The organism is uncultured Modestobacter sp., assembly GCF_947486615.1.
GTDB lineage: Bacteria > Actinomycetota > Actinomycetes > Mycobacteriales > Geodermatophilaceae > Modestobacter.
In genome coordinates this window covers 293658-312529 of sequence record NZ_CANKUD010000002.1, presented here as the reverse complement: position 1 = coordinate 312529, position 18872 = coordinate 293658, and the positions used below count along the sequence as shown (strand labels likewise).

Annotated in this window: 18 protein-coding genes; 9 read left to right on the top strand and 9 right to left on the bottom strand. The window is 74.9% G+C overall.

Features of this window, described 5'->3' with window-relative positions:
* Window positions 1-34: 34 nt before the first annotated feature.
* Window positions 35-1120, top strand: a complete 1086-nt coding sequence (locus Q1A09_RS04740; protein ID WP_299952332.1) for an adenosine deaminase — start codon at window positions 35-37, stop codon at window positions 1118-1120.
* Between the two features lie 335 nt (window positions 1121-1455).
* Window positions 1456-3090 (top strand): DEAD/DEAH box helicase, encoded by a 1635-nt coding sequence (locus Q1A09_RS04735; RefSeq protein ID WP_299952331.1) that lies wholly within the window; start codon window positions 1456-1458, stop codon window positions 3088-3090.
* Window positions 3091-3167: 77 nt separating this feature from the next.
* On the opposite strand, the gene Q1A09_RS04730 is transcribed toward Q1A09_RS04735, so the two are convergent.
* The 6 genes from Q1A09_RS04730 to Q1A09_RS04705 all read right to left on the bottom strand — a co-directional run bounded on the left by Q1A09_RS04730 (window position 3168) and on the right by Q1A09_RS04705 (window position 9802).
* On the bottom strand, window positions 3168-4673 hold the full coding sequence (locus Q1A09_RS04730; RefSeq protein WP_299952330.1) for a hypothetical protein: 1506 nt from the start codon (window positions 4671-4673) through the stop codon (window positions 3168-3170).
* Between the two features lie 273 nt (window positions 4674-4946).
* Complete coding sequence (locus tag Q1A09_RS04725) at window positions 4947-5813, bottom strand: aldehyde dehydrogenase family protein (RefSeq protein ID WP_299952329.1); 867 nt, start codon at window positions 5811-5813, stop codon at window positions 4947-4949.
* A gap of 70 nt (window positions 5814-5883) precedes the next feature.
* Window positions 5884-7329 carry an aldehyde dehydrogenase family protein gene (locus tag Q1A09_RS04720; RefSeq protein WP_299952328.1) on the bottom strand — a complete coding sequence of 482 codons (1446 nt, stop codon included), beginning with the start codon at window positions 7327-7329 and terminating at the stop codon, window positions 5884-5886.
* Between the two features lies 1 nt (window position 7330).
* Complete coding sequence (deoC, locus tag Q1A09_RS04715) at window positions 7331-8335, bottom strand: deoxyribose-phosphate aldolase (protein ID WP_366139753.1); 1005 nt, start codon at window positions 8333-8335, stop codon at window positions 7331-7333.
* Window positions 8336-8473: 138 nt separating this feature from the next.
* Window positions 8474-8887 (bottom strand): hypothetical protein, encoded by a 414-nt coding sequence (locus Q1A09_RS04710; RefSeq protein WP_299952326.1) that lies wholly within the window; start codon window positions 8885-8887, stop codon window positions 8474-8476.
* A gap of 39 nt (window positions 8888-8926) precedes the next feature.
* Window positions 8927-9802: a GNAT family N-acetyltransferase gene (locus Q1A09_RS04705; RefSeq protein ID WP_299952325.1), complete on the bottom strand. Its 876-nt coding sequence runs from the start codon at window positions 9800-9802 to the stop codon at window positions 8927-8929.
* Between the two features lie 98 nt (window positions 9803-9900).
* Here Q1A09_RS04705 and upp point away from each other — a divergent pair, with 98 nt between their 5' ends.
* The 5 genes from upp to Q1A09_RS04680 all read left to right on the top strand — a co-directional run bounded on the left by upp (window position 9901) and on the right by Q1A09_RS04680 (window position 13000).
* Window positions 9901-10524, top strand: coding sequence for a uracil phosphoribosyltransferase (upp, locus tag Q1A09_RS04700; protein ID WP_299952324.1), 624 nt, complete (start codon window positions 9901-9903; stop codon window positions 10522-10524).
* A 3-nt stretch (window positions 10525-10527) separates the two neighbouring features.
* Window positions 10528-11415 (top strand): Gfo/Idh/MocA family protein, encoded by an 888-nt coding sequence (locus Q1A09_RS04695; RefSeq protein WP_299952323.1) that lies wholly within the window; start codon window positions 10528-10530, stop codon window positions 11413-11415.
* Entirely contained in the window at window positions 11412-11831 is a 420-nt protein-coding gene (locus Q1A09_RS04690; RefSeq protein WP_299952322.1) for a DUF805 domain-containing protein, read from the top strand. Before Q1A09_RS04695 ends, Q1A09_RS04690 begins: the two co-directional genes overlap by 4 nt.
* Before the next feature lie 29 nt (window positions 11832-11860).
* Entirely contained in the window at window positions 11861-12346 is a 486-nt protein-coding gene (locus Q1A09_RS04685; protein WP_299952321.1) for a DUF805 domain-containing protein, read from the top strand.
* A gap of 222 nt (window positions 12347-12568) precedes the next feature.
* Window positions 12569-13000, top strand: coding sequence for a DUF805 domain-containing protein (locus Q1A09_RS04680; RefSeq protein WP_299952320.1), 432 nt, complete (start codon window positions 12569-12571; stop codon window positions 12998-13000).
* A gap of 60 nt (window positions 13001-13060) precedes the next feature.
* On the opposite strand, the gene Q1A09_RS04675 is transcribed toward Q1A09_RS04680, so the two are convergent.
* From Q1A09_RS04675 to Q1A09_RS04665, 3 genes are read right to left on the bottom strand one after another with little or no spacing between them, the layout of a single operon-like run.
* Complete coding sequence (locus Q1A09_RS04675) at window positions 13061-14689, bottom strand: phospho-sugar mutase (protein ID WP_299952319.1); 1629 nt, start codon at window positions 14687-14689, stop codon at window positions 13061-13063.
* Window positions 14686-15540: an NAD(P)-dependent oxidoreductase gene (locus tag Q1A09_RS04670; protein ID WP_299952318.1), complete on the bottom strand. Its 855-nt coding sequence runs from the start codon at window positions 15538-15540 to the stop codon at window positions 14686-14688. Before Q1A09_RS04670 ends, Q1A09_RS04675 begins: the two co-directional genes overlap by 4 nt.
* A 35-nt stretch (window positions 15541-15575) precedes the next feature.
* Complete coding sequence (locus tag Q1A09_RS04665; RefSeq protein ID WP_299952317.1) at window positions 15576-16394, bottom strand: purine-nucleoside phosphorylase; 819 nt, start codon at window positions 16392-16394, stop codon at window positions 15576-15578.
* 74 nt (window positions 16395-16468) lie between these two features.
* Between Q1A09_RS04665 and Q1A09_RS04660 the strand changes: the two genes are divergently transcribed.
* Window positions 16469-17605: a glutamate--cysteine ligase gene (locus Q1A09_RS04660; protein ID WP_299952316.1), complete on the top strand. Its 1137-nt coding sequence runs from the start codon at window positions 16469-16471 to the stop codon at window positions 17603-17605.
* Complete coding sequence (locus Q1A09_RS04655; protein WP_299952315.1) at window positions 17602-18831, top strand: amidohydrolase; 1230 nt, start codon at window positions 17602-17604, stop codon at window positions 18829-18831. Before Q1A09_RS04660 ends, Q1A09_RS04655 begins: the two co-directional genes overlap by 4 nt.
* Window positions 18832-18872: the final 41 nt, after the last annotated feature.

Genomic DNA, 18872 nt, shown 5'->3' with positions numbered 1-18872 from the left:
CAGCCGCTGCGCAGCGCGCCGGTAGCGTGCGGGGATGCCCGCCGCACCGCTGACTGCAGACTCGATCGCCCGCGCCCCGAAGGTGCTGCTGCACGACCACCTGGACGGCGGGCTGCGGCCGGAGACGGTCCTCGAGCTGGCCGAGGAGGCCGGCTACCGCGAGCTGCCGGCCGACGAGCCGGCGGCGCTGGGCCGCTGGTTCCGGGAGTCCGCCGACTCCGGGTCGCTCGTCCGCTACCTGGAGACGTTCGCCCACACGGTCGGGGTGATGCAGCGGCCGGAGGCGGTGCAGCGGGTGGCCCGGGAGTGTGCGCTGGACCTGGCCGCCGACGGCGTCGTCTACGCCGAGGTGCGGATGGCGCCGGAGCTGCTCACCGCCGGTGGGATGTCGCTGGACGAGGTGGTCGAGGCGATGCTCGACGGGTACGCGCAGGGCTCCCGGGAGGCGGCCGCCGCCGGGCAACCGATCGTCGTCGGCACGCTGCTGTGCGCGATGCGCCAGGCCGACCGCTGGGTCGAGGTGGCCGAGCAGGTGGTGCGCCACCGGGACGCCGGGGTGGTCGGCTTCGACCTGGCCGGGCCGGAGGACGGCTTCCCGCCGGACCGCGTCCCGGCGGCGATCGAGCTGCTCGACCGCGCGGAGGCGCACCGGACGATCCACGCCGGTGAGGCCGCCGGCATCGCCTCGATCCGCGCGGCGCTGGACGGCGCCGGGGCCGAGCGGCTGGGCCACGGCGTGCGGATCGCCGACGAGGTGCCGGTCGACGGGCCGCTGGGGGAGCTCGCCGAGCGGGTGCGCGACGAGCAGGTGGTGCTGGAGGTCGCGCCGTCGTCCAACGTGCAGACCGGCGCGTACCCGTCGCTCGCCGACCACCCGGTCGACCGGCTGCACCGGGCCGGCTTCGCTGTCACGCTGAACACCGACAACCGGCTGATGAGCGGGGTGTCGGTGACCAGCGAGGTCACCGACGTGGCGCGCACCTTCGGGTGGACCTGGGACGACGTCCAGACCGTGACCGAGCGTGCGCTGCGGGCCGGGTTCGCCGACGACGCGGTGCGCGCCCGGATCGCCACGGACGTCGTCCGCCCGGCCTACGACGCCCTCCGCGCGGGCCGCTGACGCCCCCGGGCGAGCCGTCGACGGACCTCCTCGCCCGCGGCCCCGTCCAGAGGCTCGCCCCGAGCTCGCGAGGGGTGAGGAGGACGGGGTCCTCCCACTCGCGGCGGGCTCCGGCGAGGGAGCCTGATCACACGGGAATCAATCCGGGCGCTGCGCTGCTAACCTGACGTGACCGGCGCGTGCCGGTCATCCTCCCGGACGGTCCTGTCCGGGCACAGCGCATCCGTGCAGATCACGCGTCACAGAAGACGGCCGCGATCACCAGTGTGGACGCCGGGCACCCCGGCGATCAGCATCACCACGGGACGCGCACCGATCTGTATCGGAGTTCCCGCTTGTCCTCGTTCGACTCTGTCGACACCCAGCACACCCCCCAGAACGACCCGACCGCCCCCGAGGCCGTCGTCGAGATCGAGGCCCCCGCGGCCGAGGTCGCCCCCGAGCCGACCGGCCCGACCTTCGCCCAGCTGGGCCTGCCCCAGCCGCTGGTCACCGCGCTCGAGCGCAAGGGCATCCGCCACCCGTTCGCCATCCAGACCTCCGCGCTGCCGGACGCCCTCGCCGGGCGCGACGTGCTCGGCAAGGCGGCCACCGGCTCGGGCAAGACCCTGGCCTTCGGCCTGCCGCTGCTGGCCCGCATCGGCGCGGACGTGCAGCAGGGTCGCCGCGCGCCGCGCGGCCTGATCCTGGTGCCGACCCGCGAGCTGGCCCAGCAGGTGCACGACAACCTGGCCCCCCTCGGCCAGTCCATCGGCGTCCAGCTGGCCGCCGTGTACGGCGGTGCCTCGATGTACCGCCAGATCCAGCAGCTGCGTCGCGGCGTCGACGTGCTCATCGCCACCCCCGGGCGGCTGCAGGACCTGATCAACCAGGGCGAGACGACGCTGTCGGAGGTGGTCGTCTCGATCATCGACGAGGCCGACTTCATGTCCGACCTCGGCTTCCTGCCGGTGGTCAAGGAGCTGCTCGACCAGACCCGCCCCGACGCCCAGCGGCTGCTGTTCTCGGCCACCCTGGACGGCGAGGTCGACACCCTGGTCCGGCGCTACCTCAAGGACCCGGCCCGGCACGAGGTGGTCAAGGCCGCCGACTCCGGTCCGCAGGCCGAGCACCTGGCCTACAGCGTGTCCTTCCCGGACAAGCTGAAGGTCACCGAGGCGATGGCCGCCCGCCCGGGCCGGATCATCATCTTCGTGCGCACCCAGCACGGCGCCGACCGGCTGGCCGACAACCTGCAGCACGTCGGCATCTCCGCCGAGGCGATCCACGGTGGGCTGCCGCAGTCGGCCCGCCGCCGCGCGCTGGAGGCGTTCACCGACGCCCGCAGCCCGGTGCTGGTGGCCACCGACGTGGCCGCCCGCGGGATCCACGTCGACGACGTCTCGCTGGTGCTGCACTACGACCCGCCGGCAGACCACAAGACCTACCTGCACCGCTCCGGCCGCACCGCGCGCGCCGGTGCCGCCGGTGTCGTGGTCTCGCTGCTGCTGCCCGACCAGGTGGGGCAGTCCAAGCGCCGGTTCCGCCAGGCCAAGGTCGACCCGCAGGTCACCCGGATCCGTCCGGGCGACGCCGCGATCACCGACCTCGTCGCCGGTGGCACGTTCGTCGAGCCGATCGTCCGGCCGGTGCGCGAGTCGCGCCGTCCGGCCGGCAGCTCGGGCGGGCGTCGCCCCTCGGGCGAGCGGCCCGGTGGCTACCGCGGCGGCCCGCGCCGTCCCTCCGGCGACCGCGAGCGCACGTACGGAGACCGTCCCTCGGGCGAGCGCTCCTACGGCGATCGGGATCGCAGTGCCGGTGGCCGCCCCTCGGGCGACCGCGACCGCTCGTACGGAGACCGCCCCTCGGGCGAGCGCTCCTACGGCGATCGGGACCGTTCCGGTGGCGGCGACCGACGCACCGGTGGCTACCGCGGCTCCAGCGACGGGCGCTCCGGCGGCCGCCCGTCGCGCCCCGCGCGCTCGTACTGAGGCAGGGCCCGTCCTGACGGACGGGTGAGCAACGGCAACGGCCGGCTCCCGCACTGCGGGGGCCGGCCGTTGCCGTCTCAGCTCTCTCGGCCCCGCTGCAGGGGCCCGCCGCGAGCTTCCGAGTGGTGGGGGGCAGCGGGGTCCTTCCGGTCGCTGCGGAAGACCAGCGCCGTGCCGACGTCCTCGACCACGTCGTCCCAGGCCGCCGCCAGCGCGGGCGCCTCCTCGGCGGCCAGCGGGGCGGTCGGCTCGGACTCGCCGCGCGCGACGGCCCGGCCGAGCACCGCCCCGGGGCCGAGCAGCTGCTGCACCCGGGGCAGGCCGGCGTACTCGGCGAGGTCCAGCACCCCCTCGGCCGGCTGCACCAGCGCCTGGTGGGTCGCCAGCCCGCCGGCGCCGCGGGCGACCTCGGCGAGCACCTCGGTGAGCGCGGTCAGGTCGTAGCGGTCCTGGTCGGCGGGCAGCGGCAGGGTGTCGGTGTCGGCGACCTCGGGCCAGGAGGCGATCTCGGTGAGGTCGTGCGGCTCGTCGCCGGCGCAGAAGCGGGCCAGGTCGACCGGTGTGGCGAAGACGAACACCTGCCCCTCGCGGCCCAGGAAGCGGGCGCGGTCCTCTACGTAGCAGCGGAGGGTGAGACCCGAGCCCTCCGGGACGACCACCTCGACCGGCAGGATGCCGACCGCCTCCCAGAACTCCTGGGCGGCGGCGACCGCGGCGGGGGTGGCGGTCAGCCGGCTGCCGCCGTGCACCGCCCGCACCCCGGCGGTGGCCGCCTGGGCCGGAGCTGCGGCGGTGGAGCCGGCGGCCGGGCGGGCCACCGGCGCGTCGTCGTCCTCGTCGTCGTCGGTCAGGTCGTCGAGGTCCTCGGGCTCGGCGGCGCGCGCCTCGGCCTCCTCGGCAGCCGACGGGTAGGCGTCCCCGGCGACGGTGCCGGCGCCGGTCCAGTCCAGGTGCTCGTCGAGCTCCTCGAGGACGTCCTCCCACAGCTCGTCGACGGCGGTGCCCAGCCGCGCCCAGCTCTCCTCGCCGGTGCGGCCCAGGAACGCGTCGATGCCCAGGCCGAGGGCGGCCACCTCCGGCTTGGCGACCAGGTCGGCGACCGCCTCGAAGCCGGTCTCCTCGTCGTCGTCGTCCTCGTCGTCGTCCCCGGCGGTGTCGCAGCACTCGGCCAGCCGGCCCACCATGTCCACGACCGCGGCCAGCTCGTCGACGGCCCAGCGGTCGGGGTTCTCCGCGACCACGTCGTAGACGCCGTCCAGGTCGAAGCGGTGGTCCTCGTCCGGGGTGAGGTCGGCGGCGCCCAGCGTCGACACCACCGGCCAGACCGGGTGGTCGACCAGGTCGTGGTCGGTGGCCGTGCGGCAGAAGGCGGCCAGCGCAGCGGGGGAGGGGAAGAGGTGGACGACGGCGGTGGGGCCGGGGGCCTCGGGGTCGTCGTCGTTGATGTCGGCCGGCAGGTCGACGGTGCTGCCGAGGAACGCCTGCCACTCCTCGCCGTCCTCCTCCCACGGAGGGGCCCAGAGCGTGTAGCCCGTGCGGTCGTCGAGGGTCAGGGCGATGGGGACGATGCTGGGCCTGGACACCCGCCCATCCTGCCCGGTGAGCCTGTGCTCGCGCACTGCGGTACTCGCAGCCATCGGCCCTCCTCCTGCCCCCACCACCGGGTCGGGCGCGGTGGGGGCAGGAGGTCCCGTCGTCACCCGCCGATCGGGTGCCAGGAGAAGGACCCCGTCTCCTCGCCCTCGGCGAGCTGATGGCGGGACCCGGACGGGGCTTCACACGCCGATCGGGTGCCAGCAGAAGGACCCCGTCCTCCCCACCCTTCGCAGGCTCGGGGCGGGACCCGGGACGGGGCCTCACACGCCGATCGGGTGCCAGACGCTCTTGGTCTCCAGGAAGGGGCGCAGCCGGGAGAGCCCGGGGTCGGCGGTCCAGTCCGGCTCCTCGGGTGCCGCGCGGAGGACCCGCTTGACCGTCCCGGCGGCGGAGCGCTCGAGCTCCATCGACAGCGGCGCCGGGGCGCCGGCCAGGTCGATCGCGTCGACGTCGGCGTGCTCGGCCAGCCACGGGCCGATCTCCGCGGCGTCACCGGTGAGCAGGTTGGCCACCCCACCCGGGACGTCGGAGGTGGCCAGCACCTCGCCGAGGGTGATCGCCGGCAGCGGGCGCTCCTTGGAGCTGACCAGCACGGCGGTGTTGCCGGCCGCCAGCACCGGGGCCAGCACGCTGACCAGGCCGAGCAGGCTCGACCGCTGCGGGGCCAGGACGGCGACGACGCCGGTGGGCTCGGGCACGGAGAAGCCGAAGTACGGGCCGGCGACCGGGTTGGTGCTGCCCAGGACGGCGGCGAGCTTGTCGGTCCACCCGGCGTACCAGACCCAGCGGTCGATGGCGGCGTCCACCGCGGCCCGGGCGCGGCCGGTGGACAGCCCCTCGCCGGCGGCGACCTCCTCGGCGAACTGGGCGGCGCGGCCCTCCATCACCTCGGCGACCCGGTAGAGCACCTGGCCGCGGTTGTAGGCGGTGGCGGCCGACCACTTCGCGAACGCCCCGCGGGCGGCGACCACGGCGTCCCGGGCGTCCTTGCGGGAGGCCCAGGCGGCGTTGGCCACGAAGTGCCCCTTGGCGTCGTGCACCTCGTAGGTGCGGCCGGACTCCGAGCGGGGGAACGCCCCGCCGAGGTAGAGCTTGTAGGTCTTGCGGACGGCCAGCCGGTCGCTCACTGCGTCACACCTCGCTCCGCTCGGTCGTTCGTTCCGCTCCTCGCTCGCTGGCGCTCGCTGCGATGCTCGCTCACTGGTGCTCTCCCTGCAGGTACGCGGCCAGCCCCTGGCGGCCGCCCTCGCGGCCGTAGCCGGACTGCTTGTAGCCGCCGAACGGCGAGGTGGGGTCGAACTCGTTGAAGGTGTTGGCCCAGACCACGCCGGCCCGCAGCTGGTCGGTGACCTGCAGGATCCGGGAGCCCTTCTCCGACCAGATGCCGGCCGACAGCCCGTAGGTGGTGTTGTTCGCCTTCGCGACCGCCTCGTCCGGCGTCCGGAAGGTCATCACCGACAGCACCGGACCGAAGACCTCGTCGCGGGCGATCCGGTGCGCGGGGGAGACGTCGGTGAAGACGGTCGGCTTGAACCAGAAGCCGCGGTCGGGCAGCTCGCCCTCGGGCTGCCAGCAGGTCGCGCCCTCGGTCTCCCCGTACGCGGCCAGCTCGCGGATGCGGGCCAGCTGCTCCGCGGAGTTGATCGCACCCAGGTCGGTGTTCTTGTCCATCGGGTCGCCGACCCGCAGCGTGCCGATCCGCCGCTGCAGCGCGGCCAGGACGTCGTCGTGCACCGACTCCTGCACCAGCAGCCGGGAGCCGGCGCAGCAGACGTGGCCCTGGTTGAAGAAGATGCCGCGGACGATGCCCTCGACGGCCTGGTCGATCGGAGCGTCGTCGAAGACGATGTTCGCCGCCTTGCCGCCCAGCTCCAGGGTCAGCCGCTTCTCGGTGCCGGCGACCGTGCGCGCGATCGAGCGGCCCACCTCGGTCGAGCCGGTGAAGGCGACCTTGTCGACGTCGGGGTGGCTGATCACCGCGCGGCCGGTCTCGCCGGCGCCGGTCACGATGTTGACCACGCCCGGCGGCAGGTCGGCCTGCTGGCAGACCTCGGCGAACAGCAGCGCGGTCAGCGGGGTGGTCTCGGCGGGCTTCAGGACGACGGTGTTGCCGGTGGCCAGCGCCGGGGCGATCTTCCATGCCAGCATCAGCAGCGGGAAGTTCCACGGGATGACCTGACCGGCCACGCCCAGCGGTCGCGGGGCCGGGCCGAGGCCCGCGTGCTCGAGCTTGTCGGCCCAGCCTGCGTGGTAGAAGAAGTGCGCCGCGGCCAAGGGCACGTCGACGTCCCGGCTCTCCCGGATCGGCTTGCCGTTGTCCAGCGTCTCCAGGACGGCGAACTCCCGGGCCCGCTCCTGCAGCAGCCGGGCGATGCGGAACAGGTACTTGCCGCGGTCGGCCGGGCGCATCGGCCCCCAGGTCTTGACGAAGGCCCGGCGGGCGGCGCGCACCGCACGGTCGACGTCCTCCTCCGTGCCGACGGCGACCTCGCTGAGCACCTCCTCGGTGGCCGGGTTGACCGTCTTCAGCGCCGGTCCGGTGCCGTCGGTGAACTCACCGTCGATGAAGAGCCCGTAGCTGGGCCGGATGTCGACGATCGACCGCGACTCCGGTGCCGGGGCGTACTCGAAGAGCTGGGTCATGTCAGTCCACGCTCACGTGGTCGGGGCCGGAGTAGTGGCCGGTGCGGAGCTTCTGGCGCTGCAGGAGCAGGTCGTTGAGCAGGCTGGAGGCGCCGAAGCGGAACCAGTCGGGGGACAGCCAGTCGGCCCCGGCGGTCTCGTTGACCAGCACCAGGTGCTTGACGGCGTCCTTCGTGGTCTTGATGCCGCCGGCGGGCTTGACGCCGACCTGGCGGCCGGTGGCGGCGCGGAAGTCGCGGACGGCCTCCAGCATCACCAGGCAGACCGGCAGGGTCGCGGCGGGGGAGACCTTGCCGGTGGAGGTCTTGATGAAGTCGCCGCCGGCGAGCATCGCCAGCCAGCTCGCCCGGCGGACGGCGTCCAGGGTGACCAGCTCGCCGGTCTCCAGGATCACCTTGAGGTGCGCCGGCCCGCAGGCCTCCTTGACCGCCACGATCTCCTCGAAGACGTCGAGGTAGCGGCCGGTCAGGAAGGCGCCGCGGTCGATGACCATGTCGATCTCGTCGGCGCCGTTCGCGACGGCGTCCCGGACGTCGGCGAGCTTGACCTCGCGGCTGGCCCGGCCGCTGGGGAAGGCGGTGGCGACCGCGGCGACGTTGATGCCCGTGCCGGTCAGCGCCTCCGTGGCGACGCCGGCCAGGTCGCCGTACACGCAGACCGCGGCGACGGCGGGACAGCTCGGGTCGGTCGGGTCGGGGCGGCGGGCCTTGGCGGCCAGGCTGCGCACCTTGCCCGGGGTGTCCGCGCCCTCCAGCGTGGTCAGGTCGACCATCGAGATCGCGGTGTCGATCGCCCAGGCCTTGGCGGTGCTCTTGATCGAGCGGGTGCCCAGCTGGGTCACCCGGGCCTGCGCGCCCACCTGGTCGACGCCGGGCAGGCCGTGCAGGAAGGCGCGGAAGGCGTCGTTCGAGCGGGTGACGTCGGCGAACGGGTCCGGCAGCGGGCCGGTGAGGCTGCCTCCACCGGTCAGCGCGCCCGGGTCCAGCACGTGGGTCATGCGAGGCATTCTCCACTGCCCGCCGACAGTCCTGGGACGCTCACCCTCGTACGGGGTTCCCGACTGCTGGGGGCCGGCACCAGGGGCACCTGACGGCGGCCGGCGAGCCCCAGCCGCGACCGTCCCCCGCCGCTGACCGGCTGCCCGCTACCGGCAGCCGGTCAGCGGCGGCACGACGTCGAGGAGGTACCGCCCGTCCTCGGGCACCACCTGCCAGGTGAGGCAGGTGCCCTGCCCGGCCGGATCGGCGATCATGATCGCGTCGCCCCGGTCGGAGCGCTCGACCTCACCGTCCAGTGCACCGTCGGTCGCGGGGAACCCGTCGAGGAGCTGGTCGGCGTAGTCGGCGGGGGCGTCGTCCACCATCAGCTCCTGCAGCGCATCGGCGTCCCGCTGTCCGAGTGCCGAGGCGGCCCGGGCGGTCAGGGCGTCGACCGAGGCTGCTCCGGCTTCCGGCTCGGTGGCGATCTCGATCGTGATGAAGGCGATCCAGGCGACGAGGACGAGGACGCCGACGGCTGCCAGTCCGCGGCCGGTCGGGCTCCGTGGTCGTCGCGCCATGAGGCGACCCTGCCCTCTCGGCCGGTCTGCCGCACGGCCTCAGCGGAGCTCCTTGACCAGGTGCACGATCTCCAGGCCGGGGCGCAGCTCCTCCCGCCGGTCCTCGACGTACCCGTGGCGGCGGTACAGCCGGAGGTTGGCCTCGCTCCGGGATCCGGTGAACAGCGTCGCGAGGCGGCAGGGGGAGCCCGCCTCGGCGGCGGCCAGCAGCCGGCTCCCGATCCCCAGCCCCTGCAGGTCCGGTGCGACGACCAGCCGCCCGACGTGCAGGACGTCGTCGACCTCGCGGGTGCGGATGGCGCCGACCAGCCGGCGACCGGACCAGGCGGCCAGACAGGTGCTCGCGGCCAGCTCGGACGTCAGCTCGCCGAGGGTCTGGGTCAGCGCGGGCAGCCGGACGTCGTCGTACAGCTGCGCCTCGCTCACGTACGCCGCCCGCTGGAGGGTCAGCAGCTCCCCGGCCGCTGCAGGTGACGCGACGCCGATCGTCGGCGGCGACGTGTCCAGGCTGGGCTCTGCGCCGGTCCCCGCCCCGCTCGGCGGCGCGCCGAGGCGCGCGAGCAGCCGTGGGCTCAGCGCCACGTCGTGCGGCAGCTGCCGGAGTCCGGCGCCGTCGACCGCGACGCCCAGCGACCGGGCCGTGCGGGCCAGCTCGTCCCAGTGGGCGGCCGCCATCTCCTCCTGCGAGCGGCCGCCGAAGGGCTCGTCCGGGCCGACCACCATGATCGCCGTCGACCGGACGTCCGCGACGGACACCCTGCACCAGCCACCCGAGGTGCCCCAGCCCCGGTCGTCGAGGAGGACCACTCGACTCCCATCGGCCAGCTCCAGCTCGTGCAGTGCCGAGATCGACACGTCGCCACCTGCTCGGTCGTCGACGTCGGCGGACGTCACCAGCCGGGTCGGGTCGCTCATCGCTCCTCCTGTCGGCGCTCGATCGTGCAGCGGGAACTGGACCACCCGCGGTGGCTCCCGGTCAACGTCTGCTGATCAGCGCCGATACGGTGTGCGCCGTGCAGCTGACCGTCGTCGACCACCCGATCGCCCGCGCCCGACTGTCGCGGATGCGCGACGAGCGCACCGACAACGCCGCCTTCCGGGCCGCGCTGCGGGAGCTCACCCAGATGCTGGTCTACGAGGCCAGCCGCGATCTCGCCGTCGCCGAGGAGCCGATCACCACCCCGGTCACCGACACCACCGGCTACCGGCTGGCCGCCCCGCCGCTGATCGTGCCGGTGCTGCGCGCCGGCCTGGGCATGGCCGACACCGCTCACGGGATGCTGCCGGAGTCGCAGATGGGCTTCGTCGGGCTGGCCCGCAACGAGGTCACCTTCGAGCCGGAGGCCTACATGGCCTCGCTGCCGGAGTCGCTCGTCGGCCGCCAGGTGTTCGTGCTGGACCCGATGCTGGCCACCGGCGGCTCGCTGGTGCACTGCTGCACGCTGCTCACCGACCGCGGCTGCACCGAGATCACCGTGCTCTGCGCCCTGGCCGCGCCCGAGGGGCTCAAGCGGCTGGAGGAGAGCGGGCTGCCGCTGCGTGTGTTCACCGCCAGCATCGACGAGCGGCTCAACGAGAACGCCTACATCGTCCCGGGCCTCGGCGACGCCGGCGACCGCCAGTTCGGCGCGGTCTAGGGCATGCGGTTCGGGGTGCTCGGCACCGGCCACTGGGCGACCGAGGTGCACGCCACCTCCCTCGCCGGGCACCCGGACGCCGAGCTGGTCGGCGTGTGGGGCCGGGACCTGGCCAAGGCGAAGGCGGCCGGCGCGCAGTTCGACGTCATGGGCACCGACGACGTGGACGCGCTGCTGGCCGACGTCGACGCGGTGAGCTTCGCGCTGCCGCCGGACGTCCAGGCACCGCTCGCCGAGCGGGCCGCCGCGGCCGGCAAGCACCTGCTGCTGGAGAAGCCGGTCGCGCTGTCGACCGAGGCCGCCGACCGGGTGGTCGCCGCCGTCGAGGCCGCCGGCGTCGCCTCGGTGGTGTTCTTCACCAACCGCTTCCGGACGGCGACCTCCACCTGGCTCGAGCAGGCCGCACGCACCACGCTCGCCGGCGGTGCGGTCACCTGGCTGGGCCGGCTGGCCGGCGGGCCGTTCGACACCCCGTGGCGGCGGGAGCACGGCGCCCTCTGGGACGTCGGTCCGCACGCGCTCTCGCTGCTCGTCCCGGCGCTCGGCCCGGTCACCGCCGTGCAGGCCGGCGCGGGCCAGGGCGACACCGTGCACCTGGTGCTCACCCACCCGGAGGGTCGGGCGAGCACCGTGACCGTCTCGGCGACCGTCGCCGAGCTGGCCACCGGGATCGACACCTGGGTGCACGGGGACGCCGGCCGGCTGGTGCTGCTGCCCGAGTCCGGCACCGCGGTCGAGGCCCACGCCGTGGCCGTCGACGAGCTGCAGGCGGCCGCGCTCACCGGTGGCGCGCACCCCTGTGACGCCGCGTTCGGCCGGGACGTCGTCCGGGTGCTCGACGCCGCACAGCGGTCGCTGCGCTCGGGCTGCCGGGAGACCGTCGGCGGATGAGCGATCGCGGGGGGCTGCTCGGCTGGTACGTGCCCACCGGGCGGATCCGGCGCAGCGATTGGTGGGTCCGCTACGTGCTGCTCATCGGCCTGCTCGGGTTGATGGCCTCGGTCATCGACGCGCAGTGGTTCCCGGACAGCTACCCGCGGTTCGAGGACCGGGAGGGCTCCGCGGACCTCGCCGACGTCCTGTGGTTCTTCCCCGACCAGGGCGGACCGGTCACCGCCGTGGTCGGGCTCGTGCTCACCGTGCCGAACATCGCGGCCACCGTCACCCGGCTGCACGACCGCGACCACTCGGCCTGGTGGCTGCTGTGGGGCCTGTTCCCGGTCGTCGGCTGGCTGGTGCTGCTGATCACCTGCGGCTTCCTCGGCACGCAGCCGCACGCCAACCGGTACGGGCCGCCTCCTCGCTGACCGCCGGTGGCGCCAGGCACACTGGCGGGGTGAGCTTCTGGCAGTGGTACGTGCGCCGCGGGCGCATCGACCGGCGCACCTGGTGGCTGCAGTACGCCCTGCCGCTGGCGGTGCTCAGCGTCCTGGCCCTGTTCGCCGACGTGGCGCTTGGCAACAGCGACGTCGAGCTGATCGCCACCGGCCAGACCGGCTACGGACCGCTCGTCACCGCCACGGGCCTGCTGACCCTCCCGGCGTCCATCTCCGGTGGGGTGACCCGGCTGCACGACCGCGGGATGGCCGCCTGGTGGCTGCTCATCGGGCTGGTGCCGCTGGTCGGCTCGGTGGCGCTGCTGGTGCTCACCGGCTTCCTGCGTGGGGACGGCGGCCCGAACCGCTACGGCCCCGCCCCCGGCACGGCGGTCACCCCGGCCGGACCCGATCAGCCACCTACGCCGCCGCCGTACTCGGTGCCGCCGACCGCACCGCCCGGACCCCCAGCGCCGCCGCCGTCCGCGCCGCCCTACTGGGGCTGACCCCGTCGGTGCCCGGCTCGCGGCGCGCGCCGGCGGTCCGTGATCGCTGTCGAGCCGCCCAGCAGCCCGTCAGGAGCGGACGGGATGCCATCGACCGCGGGAGAGAGTCGCAGGTGGGTGCTGCGTGTCGCTCTTCCGGGGGACACCGTCAGGGGGGTCTTGCCGCCAGGATGAGCCGCCGCCCGCTCCCGGCGGCCTCGTCCCGAGCAGAAGAGGGTTCGCATGAGCTTCGGCAACTGGTATGTCTCCCGCGGCCGGATCACCCGCCGCACCTTCTGGCTGCACTACTTCCTGCCGATCCTGGCGGTCTCGGTGCTCGCCGGGCTGCTGGACATCGCATTCGGGTTCACCTCGTTCGACACCAGCACCGCGGACTCGACGTCCTACTCGTTCGACACGACGAGCGGGCCGATCGGACTGGTGGTGAGCCTGCTGACCCTGGTGCCGTCGGTCTCCTCGACCGTCACCCGGCTGCACGACCGGGGCCACTCGGCCTGGTGGCTGCTGTTCCTGCTGCTGCCGGTCATCGGGTGGATCGTGCTGATCGTGCAGACCTGGTTCCTGCCCGGTCAGCCGCACGACAACGGGTACGGCCCGCTCCCGGCCGGGCGGCAGCCGATGGCGGACCCGGCCTACCCGACGTCCTACAGCTGAGGGCCGAACCGCCGGTCGCCGGCGGCGCACGACGAGGTGTGCCGACGGCGGACCGGGCGGTCAGACCCCCAGGGCGGCAGCCATCTCCGTGCGCAGCCGGTCCAGCTCGGCCGCCCCGCGGGTGCGGGCGGCCGGCAGCCCCGTGGCGTCCGGCACCGGGACGACGGCCTCCAGGTAGGCCTTGAGCTTGGGCTCGGTGCCGCTGGGGCGGACGATCACCCGCACGCCGTCCCCGGTCAGCCGGACGGCGTCCAGCGGCGGGTCGGCGTGCGCGAGGTCGACCACCTGGACCGGGCGGCCGAGCAGCTGTGCGGGTGGCTGGGCGCGGAGCCGGGCCATCGCGTCGGAGATGAGCGTGAGGTCCTCGACCCGCACCGACAGCTGGCCGGTGGCGAACAGCCCGTGCTCGACCGCCAGCTCGTCGAGCCGGTCGGTCAGCGTCCGGCCCTCGGCCGCGAGCTCTGCGGCGAGCAGGGCGACGGCCAGCGCCGCGGAGACGCCGTCCTTGTCGTGCGCGACCGTGGGGGAGACCGCGTAGCCCAGCGCCTCCTCGTAGCCGAACACCAGCGGCGCCGCGGCGGAGCCGGCCCGGATGATCCACTTGAAGCCGGTCGGGGTCTGCTCGAACGGCACACCGTGCGCCGCGGCGAGGGCGCCGAGCAGGGAGCCGCTGACCAGTGAGTTGGCGTAGGTGCCCTGCGCCCCGCGGCGGAGCAGCCAGTCGCCCAGCAGCACGCCGACCTCGTCGCCGGTGAGCTGGCGCCCGCCCACGACCACCGAACACCGGTCGGCGTCCGGGTCCTCGGCGATCGCGACGTCGGCACCGGTACGGCTGGCCAGCGCGGTCAGCAGGTCGACCGCGCCCGGCTCCTCCGGGTTCGGGAAGGCGACCGTCGGGAACGCCGGGTCGGGCCGGTCCTGCTCGGTGACGCAGTGCAGGGCGGCGAAGCCGGCGGCCTCGAACACCCGCTGCGTGGTCGCCGACCCGACGCCGTGCATCGCGGTGTAGGCCACCACGAGACGCCGGCGGGCCACGGCGTCCACCCGGTCGGGGTCCAGAGCGGCCACCACCGCGGCGACGTAGTCGGCCTCGACGTCGTCGCCGAGGGTGTTCCAGTCGTCGGAGAGCGGCAGCTCGCGGGCCGGGCCGGCGGCGGCGATCGCGGCCTCGATCTCCCGGTCGGCCGGCGGCACCAGCTGGGCGCCGTCGGCGAGGTAGACCTTGTAGCCGTTGTCCTGCGGCGGGTTGTGGCTGGCGGTCACCATCACCCCGGCCACCGCGCCCAGGTGCCGGACGGCGAAGGACAGCACCGGCGTGGGCAACGGGCGGGGCAGCACCGACACGGCGAACCCGGCGCCGGCGAGCACCGCGGCCGACACGTGCGCGAACTCGTCGGAGCGGTGCCGGGCGTCGTAGCCGATCACCACGCCGCGGCCGCCCTGCCCGGAGTCGACCAGGTACCGGGCGAGCCCCGCGGCGGCGCGGCTGACCACGGCGGCGTTCATCCCGGCCGGGCCGGCGCGCAGCGGGCCGCGCAGCCCGGCGGTGCCGAAGGTCAGCGGGCCGGTGAACCGGCGGGCCAGCTCCGCCGTGTCACCGGCGGCGACCAGCGCCTCGATCTCGGCCCGGTCGCCGGCGTGCGGGTCGGCGGCGGCCCAGGCGCGGGCGTCGTCCAGCAGGTCGGTCATCGCGGGCCTCCACTGGGCTGGACCGGGCCCTGGGCGGCCTCGACCACGTCGACGTCCACGCCGGGCAGGGTGTACTCCCCGCCCACCCGGGCGTGCACCGGGTCGGCCGGGTTCGCCTCGCCCTGGGCGGCGATCAGCTCGTCGGCGTACGCCTCGGCGTCGTCGGCCGGCTCGTAGCCCAGCGCGCGGGCGGCGGTGAGGTCCCACCAGCCGCGGGTGTTGGCCGACACGCCCCAGACGACCCGGTAGCCGGGGGAGGGCGTGCGCAGTGCGGCGTCGACCAGCCGCACGGTGTCGCCGGGGGAGAGCCAGGTGGCCAGCTGCCGCACCGAGGTGGGCCGGGGGAAGGCGCTGCCGATCCGCAGGCAGACGACGTCGAGGCCGTAGCGGTCGGCGTACAGCGAGCCGAGCGCCTCCATCGTCACCTTGGCCACCCCGTAGTAGGTGTCCGGCCGCGGCGGGGCGTCGGCCTCGGTGAGCAGGCCGGAGGACGGCCGGGCGGTGAAGCCGCTGGCGTGGTTGCTGCTGGCCAGCACGACGCGGCCGACGCCGGCGCGGCGGGCGGCCTCCAGCGCGGTGCGGGTGGTCTCGATGTGCGAGCGCACGATGGCCGGCCAGGTCGCCTCGCCGAGGATCCCGGCCAGGTGCACGACCGCCGAGGCGCCCTGGGCCGCGGCCGTGACCGCATCCAGGTCGGCGGCGTCGGCGACCAGGTGCTCCTCGCCCGGGCGCGGCTGCTCGATCGGGACGACGTCCAGGCTGCGCACCGCCCAGCCCCGCTCGGGCAGCCCGCCGCGCAGCGCCGTCCCGAGCCCGCCGGCCGCGCCGGTGACCAGGACCGGACCGGTCACGCTGCTCGACGGGGCGCTCCCGGGGCCCGCTCCGCTCACGGCATCCGGCCGATCAGCTCGACCAGGAAGCTGCCGAGCCGGCCGGCCGCGGCCTTGCCCGCCTCCAGCACCTCGAGGTGGTCCAGCGCCTCGCCGGTGATGCCGGCCGCGGCGTTGGTGACCATCGACAGGCCGAACACCTCCATGCCGGCGGCCCGGGCAGCGATCGCCTCCAGCGCGGTGGACATGCCGACCAGGTCCGCGCCCAGCGTGGTGAGCATCCGGATCTCGGCCGGGGTCTCGAAGTGCGGGCCCGGCAGCGCGGCGTAGACGCCCTCGGCCAGCGACGGGTCGATCTCCCGGGCCAGCGTGCGCAGCCGGGCGGAGTACAGGTCGGTGAGGTCGACGAAGGTGGCGCCCACCAGCGGCGAGCGGGCGGTCATGTTCAGGTGGTCGCTGATCAGCACCGCCTGGCCGACCCGGTGCTCGGGGCGCAGCCCGCCGGCGGCGTTGGTGAGGACGACGGTGCGCACCCCGGCCGCGGCGGCGGTGCGGATGCCGTGCACCACCGGCTCGACCCCGCGGCCCTCGTACAGGTGGGTGCGGCCCAGGAAGAGAAGCACCTTGCGCTCGCCCACCTGGACCGAGCGGATCTCCCCGCCGTGCCCGGTGACGGTCGGGGCGGCGAACCCCGGGAGGTCGCCGATGGCGACGCTGGCCAGCGTCTCGCCGAAGGCGTCGGCGGCGGGCGCCCACCCGGACCCCATCACCACGGCGACGTCGTGGCCGTCGCCGAGGGCGGCGGTCAGCTCGGACGCGGCGCTGGCGGCCAGGGCGGTCGGGTCGGCAGGCTGGGCGGCGGCAGGCTGGCTCACCCCGTGAGCATAGGAAGCAGCACCCACAGTTCACCGCCCGGCGGGTGTCGGACGCCGTCCCTAGACTCCCCGGCGTGCAGATCCCCTTCCACGCCTCCGAGCGGGCCAGCCTGGGGGTGGAGTGGGAGCTGCAGCTGATCGACCCGCAGACCCGCGAGCTGACCGCCGGCGCCACCGAGATCCTCGCCGAGCTCACCCCCGAGGGCCTCGACGAGCACCCCAAGGCCAAGCACGAGCTGCTGCAGTCGACCGTGGAGATCATCACCGGGGTCTGCACCACGGTCGCGGAGGCCAAGGCCGACCTGGCCGGCACGCTCGCCGAGGTGGTCGCCGCCGCCGAGCGCCGGGGCCTGGGGGTCATGTGCGCCGGCAGTCACCCCTTCACCCGGTGGGACTCCCAGGAGATCTCGCCCAAGGAGCGGTACACCCAGCTGGTCGAGCGGATGCAGTGGCTGGCCCGACGGTTGCAGATCTTCGGCGTCCACGTGCACGTCGGCGTCCGCTCACCCGACAAGATCATCCCGATCGTCAACGCGCTCACCCAGTACGTGCCGCACTTCCTGGCGCTGTCGGCGTCCTCGCCCTACTGGGCCGGCTGCGACACCGGGCTCGCCTCGGCGCGCACCAAGGTCTTCGAGGCCATGCCGACCGCGGGGCTGCCCTACCAGCTCGACGACTGGGCGCACTTCGAGGAGTACATGGGCACGCTGATCGACGCCGGGGCGATCGAGAGCGTCCGCGAGGTGTGGTGGGACATCCGCCCGCACCCGGACTTCGGCACCGTGGAACTGCGGATCTGCGACGGGCTGCCCACCCTCGACGAGGTCGGCGCGGTCGCCGCGCTCGCGCAGTGCCTGGTCGAGCAGTTCGACACCCAGCTCGACCGCGGCTACACCCTGCCCTCGCCGGCCGACTGGGTCGTGCGGGAGAACAAGTGGCGGGCCGTGCGCTACGGCCTGGACGCCGAGATCGTCGTGGACGAGCAGGGCACCGTGCGGCCGGTGCGGGAGGCGATCGCCGACGTGGTCGAGGAGCTGCTGCCCACCGCGCGCAAGCTCGGCTGCGAGGCCGAGCTCACCGACGTCCGGCGGGTGCTCGCCACCGGTGGGTCCGCCGGGCGGCAGCGAGCGGTCGCGGCCGCGCACGACGGCGAGCTGGCGCCGGTGGTCGACAGCCTGCTGGCCGAGCTCCGCGACGGGCTGCCCTCGTGACCGGAGCACCGACCCCCGACGACCGGCACGACCAGGCAGGCCGGGCGGTCGATACCTGGGCGCAGGCGCACCAGCCGGAGCTGGTCGCCGTCCGCCGGCACCTGCACGCCCACCCCGAGCTGGGCTTCGCCGAGCACGAGACGACCGCCTTCCTGGAGCAGCGGCTCACCGCGGCCGGCCTGGCGCCGCGGCGGCTGAAGTCGGGCACCGGGCTGGTCTGCGACGTCGGTGGCGACCCGGACGCCGGCCCGGTGGTGGTGCTGCGCGCCGACATCGACGCACTGCCGCTGACCGACCTGAAGGACGTGCCGTACGCCTCCACCCGCGAGGGGCTCTGCCACGCCTGCGGCCACGACGTGCACACCACCGTGCTGCTCGGGGTCGCGCAGGCACTGGCCTCGCTGGACGGGCTGCCGGGCACCGTGCGCTGCGTGTTCCAGCCGGCCGAGGAGCAGGTGCCCGGCGGTGGGCTGGAGGTCGTGGACGAGGGCGTGCTGGCCGGGGCGACCCGGGCCTTCGCGCTGCACTGCGACCCCTCGCTGCCGGCCGGCCAGGTCGGCCTGCGCACCGGGGCGATCACCGCCGCGTGCGACCGGGTCGAGGTGACCCTGACCGGGCCGGGAGGGCACACCGCGCGGCCGCAGCTGACCGTCGACCTGGTGCACGCCATGGGGCGGGTGGCCACCGAGGTGCCGGGCCTGCTGTCCCGGCTGGTCGACCCGCGGGCGAGCCTCTCGCTGGTCTGGGGCGCGATCACCGCCGGGGTCGCGGCGAACACCATCCCGGAGACCGGTCAGCTGCGCGGCACCCTGCGGGTGCTCGACCGGTCGGTGTGGGACGAGGCCGAGGACCTCGTGCGCCGGCTGGTCACCGAGGTCGCCGGGGCGTCGGGGGCCGCGGTGTCGATCGAGTACGTGCGTGGCGTGCCGCCGGTGGTCAACGACCCGCGCAGCGTGGCGCTGCTGCGGTCGGCCGCGCTGGAGACGGTGGGCAGCGACGGGGTGGCGGTCTCCCCGCAGAGCATGGGCGGGGAGGACTTCGGCTGGTTCGCCGAGGTGCTGCCCATCGCGCTCGCCCGGCTCGGGACGCACGGCGGCGGCACCCCGCTGGACCTGCACCGGGGCACCTTCGACGTCGACGAGCGGGCGATCGGGGTCGGGGTGCGGCTGCTGGCCCGCACCGCGCTGCACGCCCTGACCGCGGACGCGGTGGCACCCGCACGGTAGGGAAGGGCCCCGGATCGTGTAGATCTTGGGCCGACGCGCGT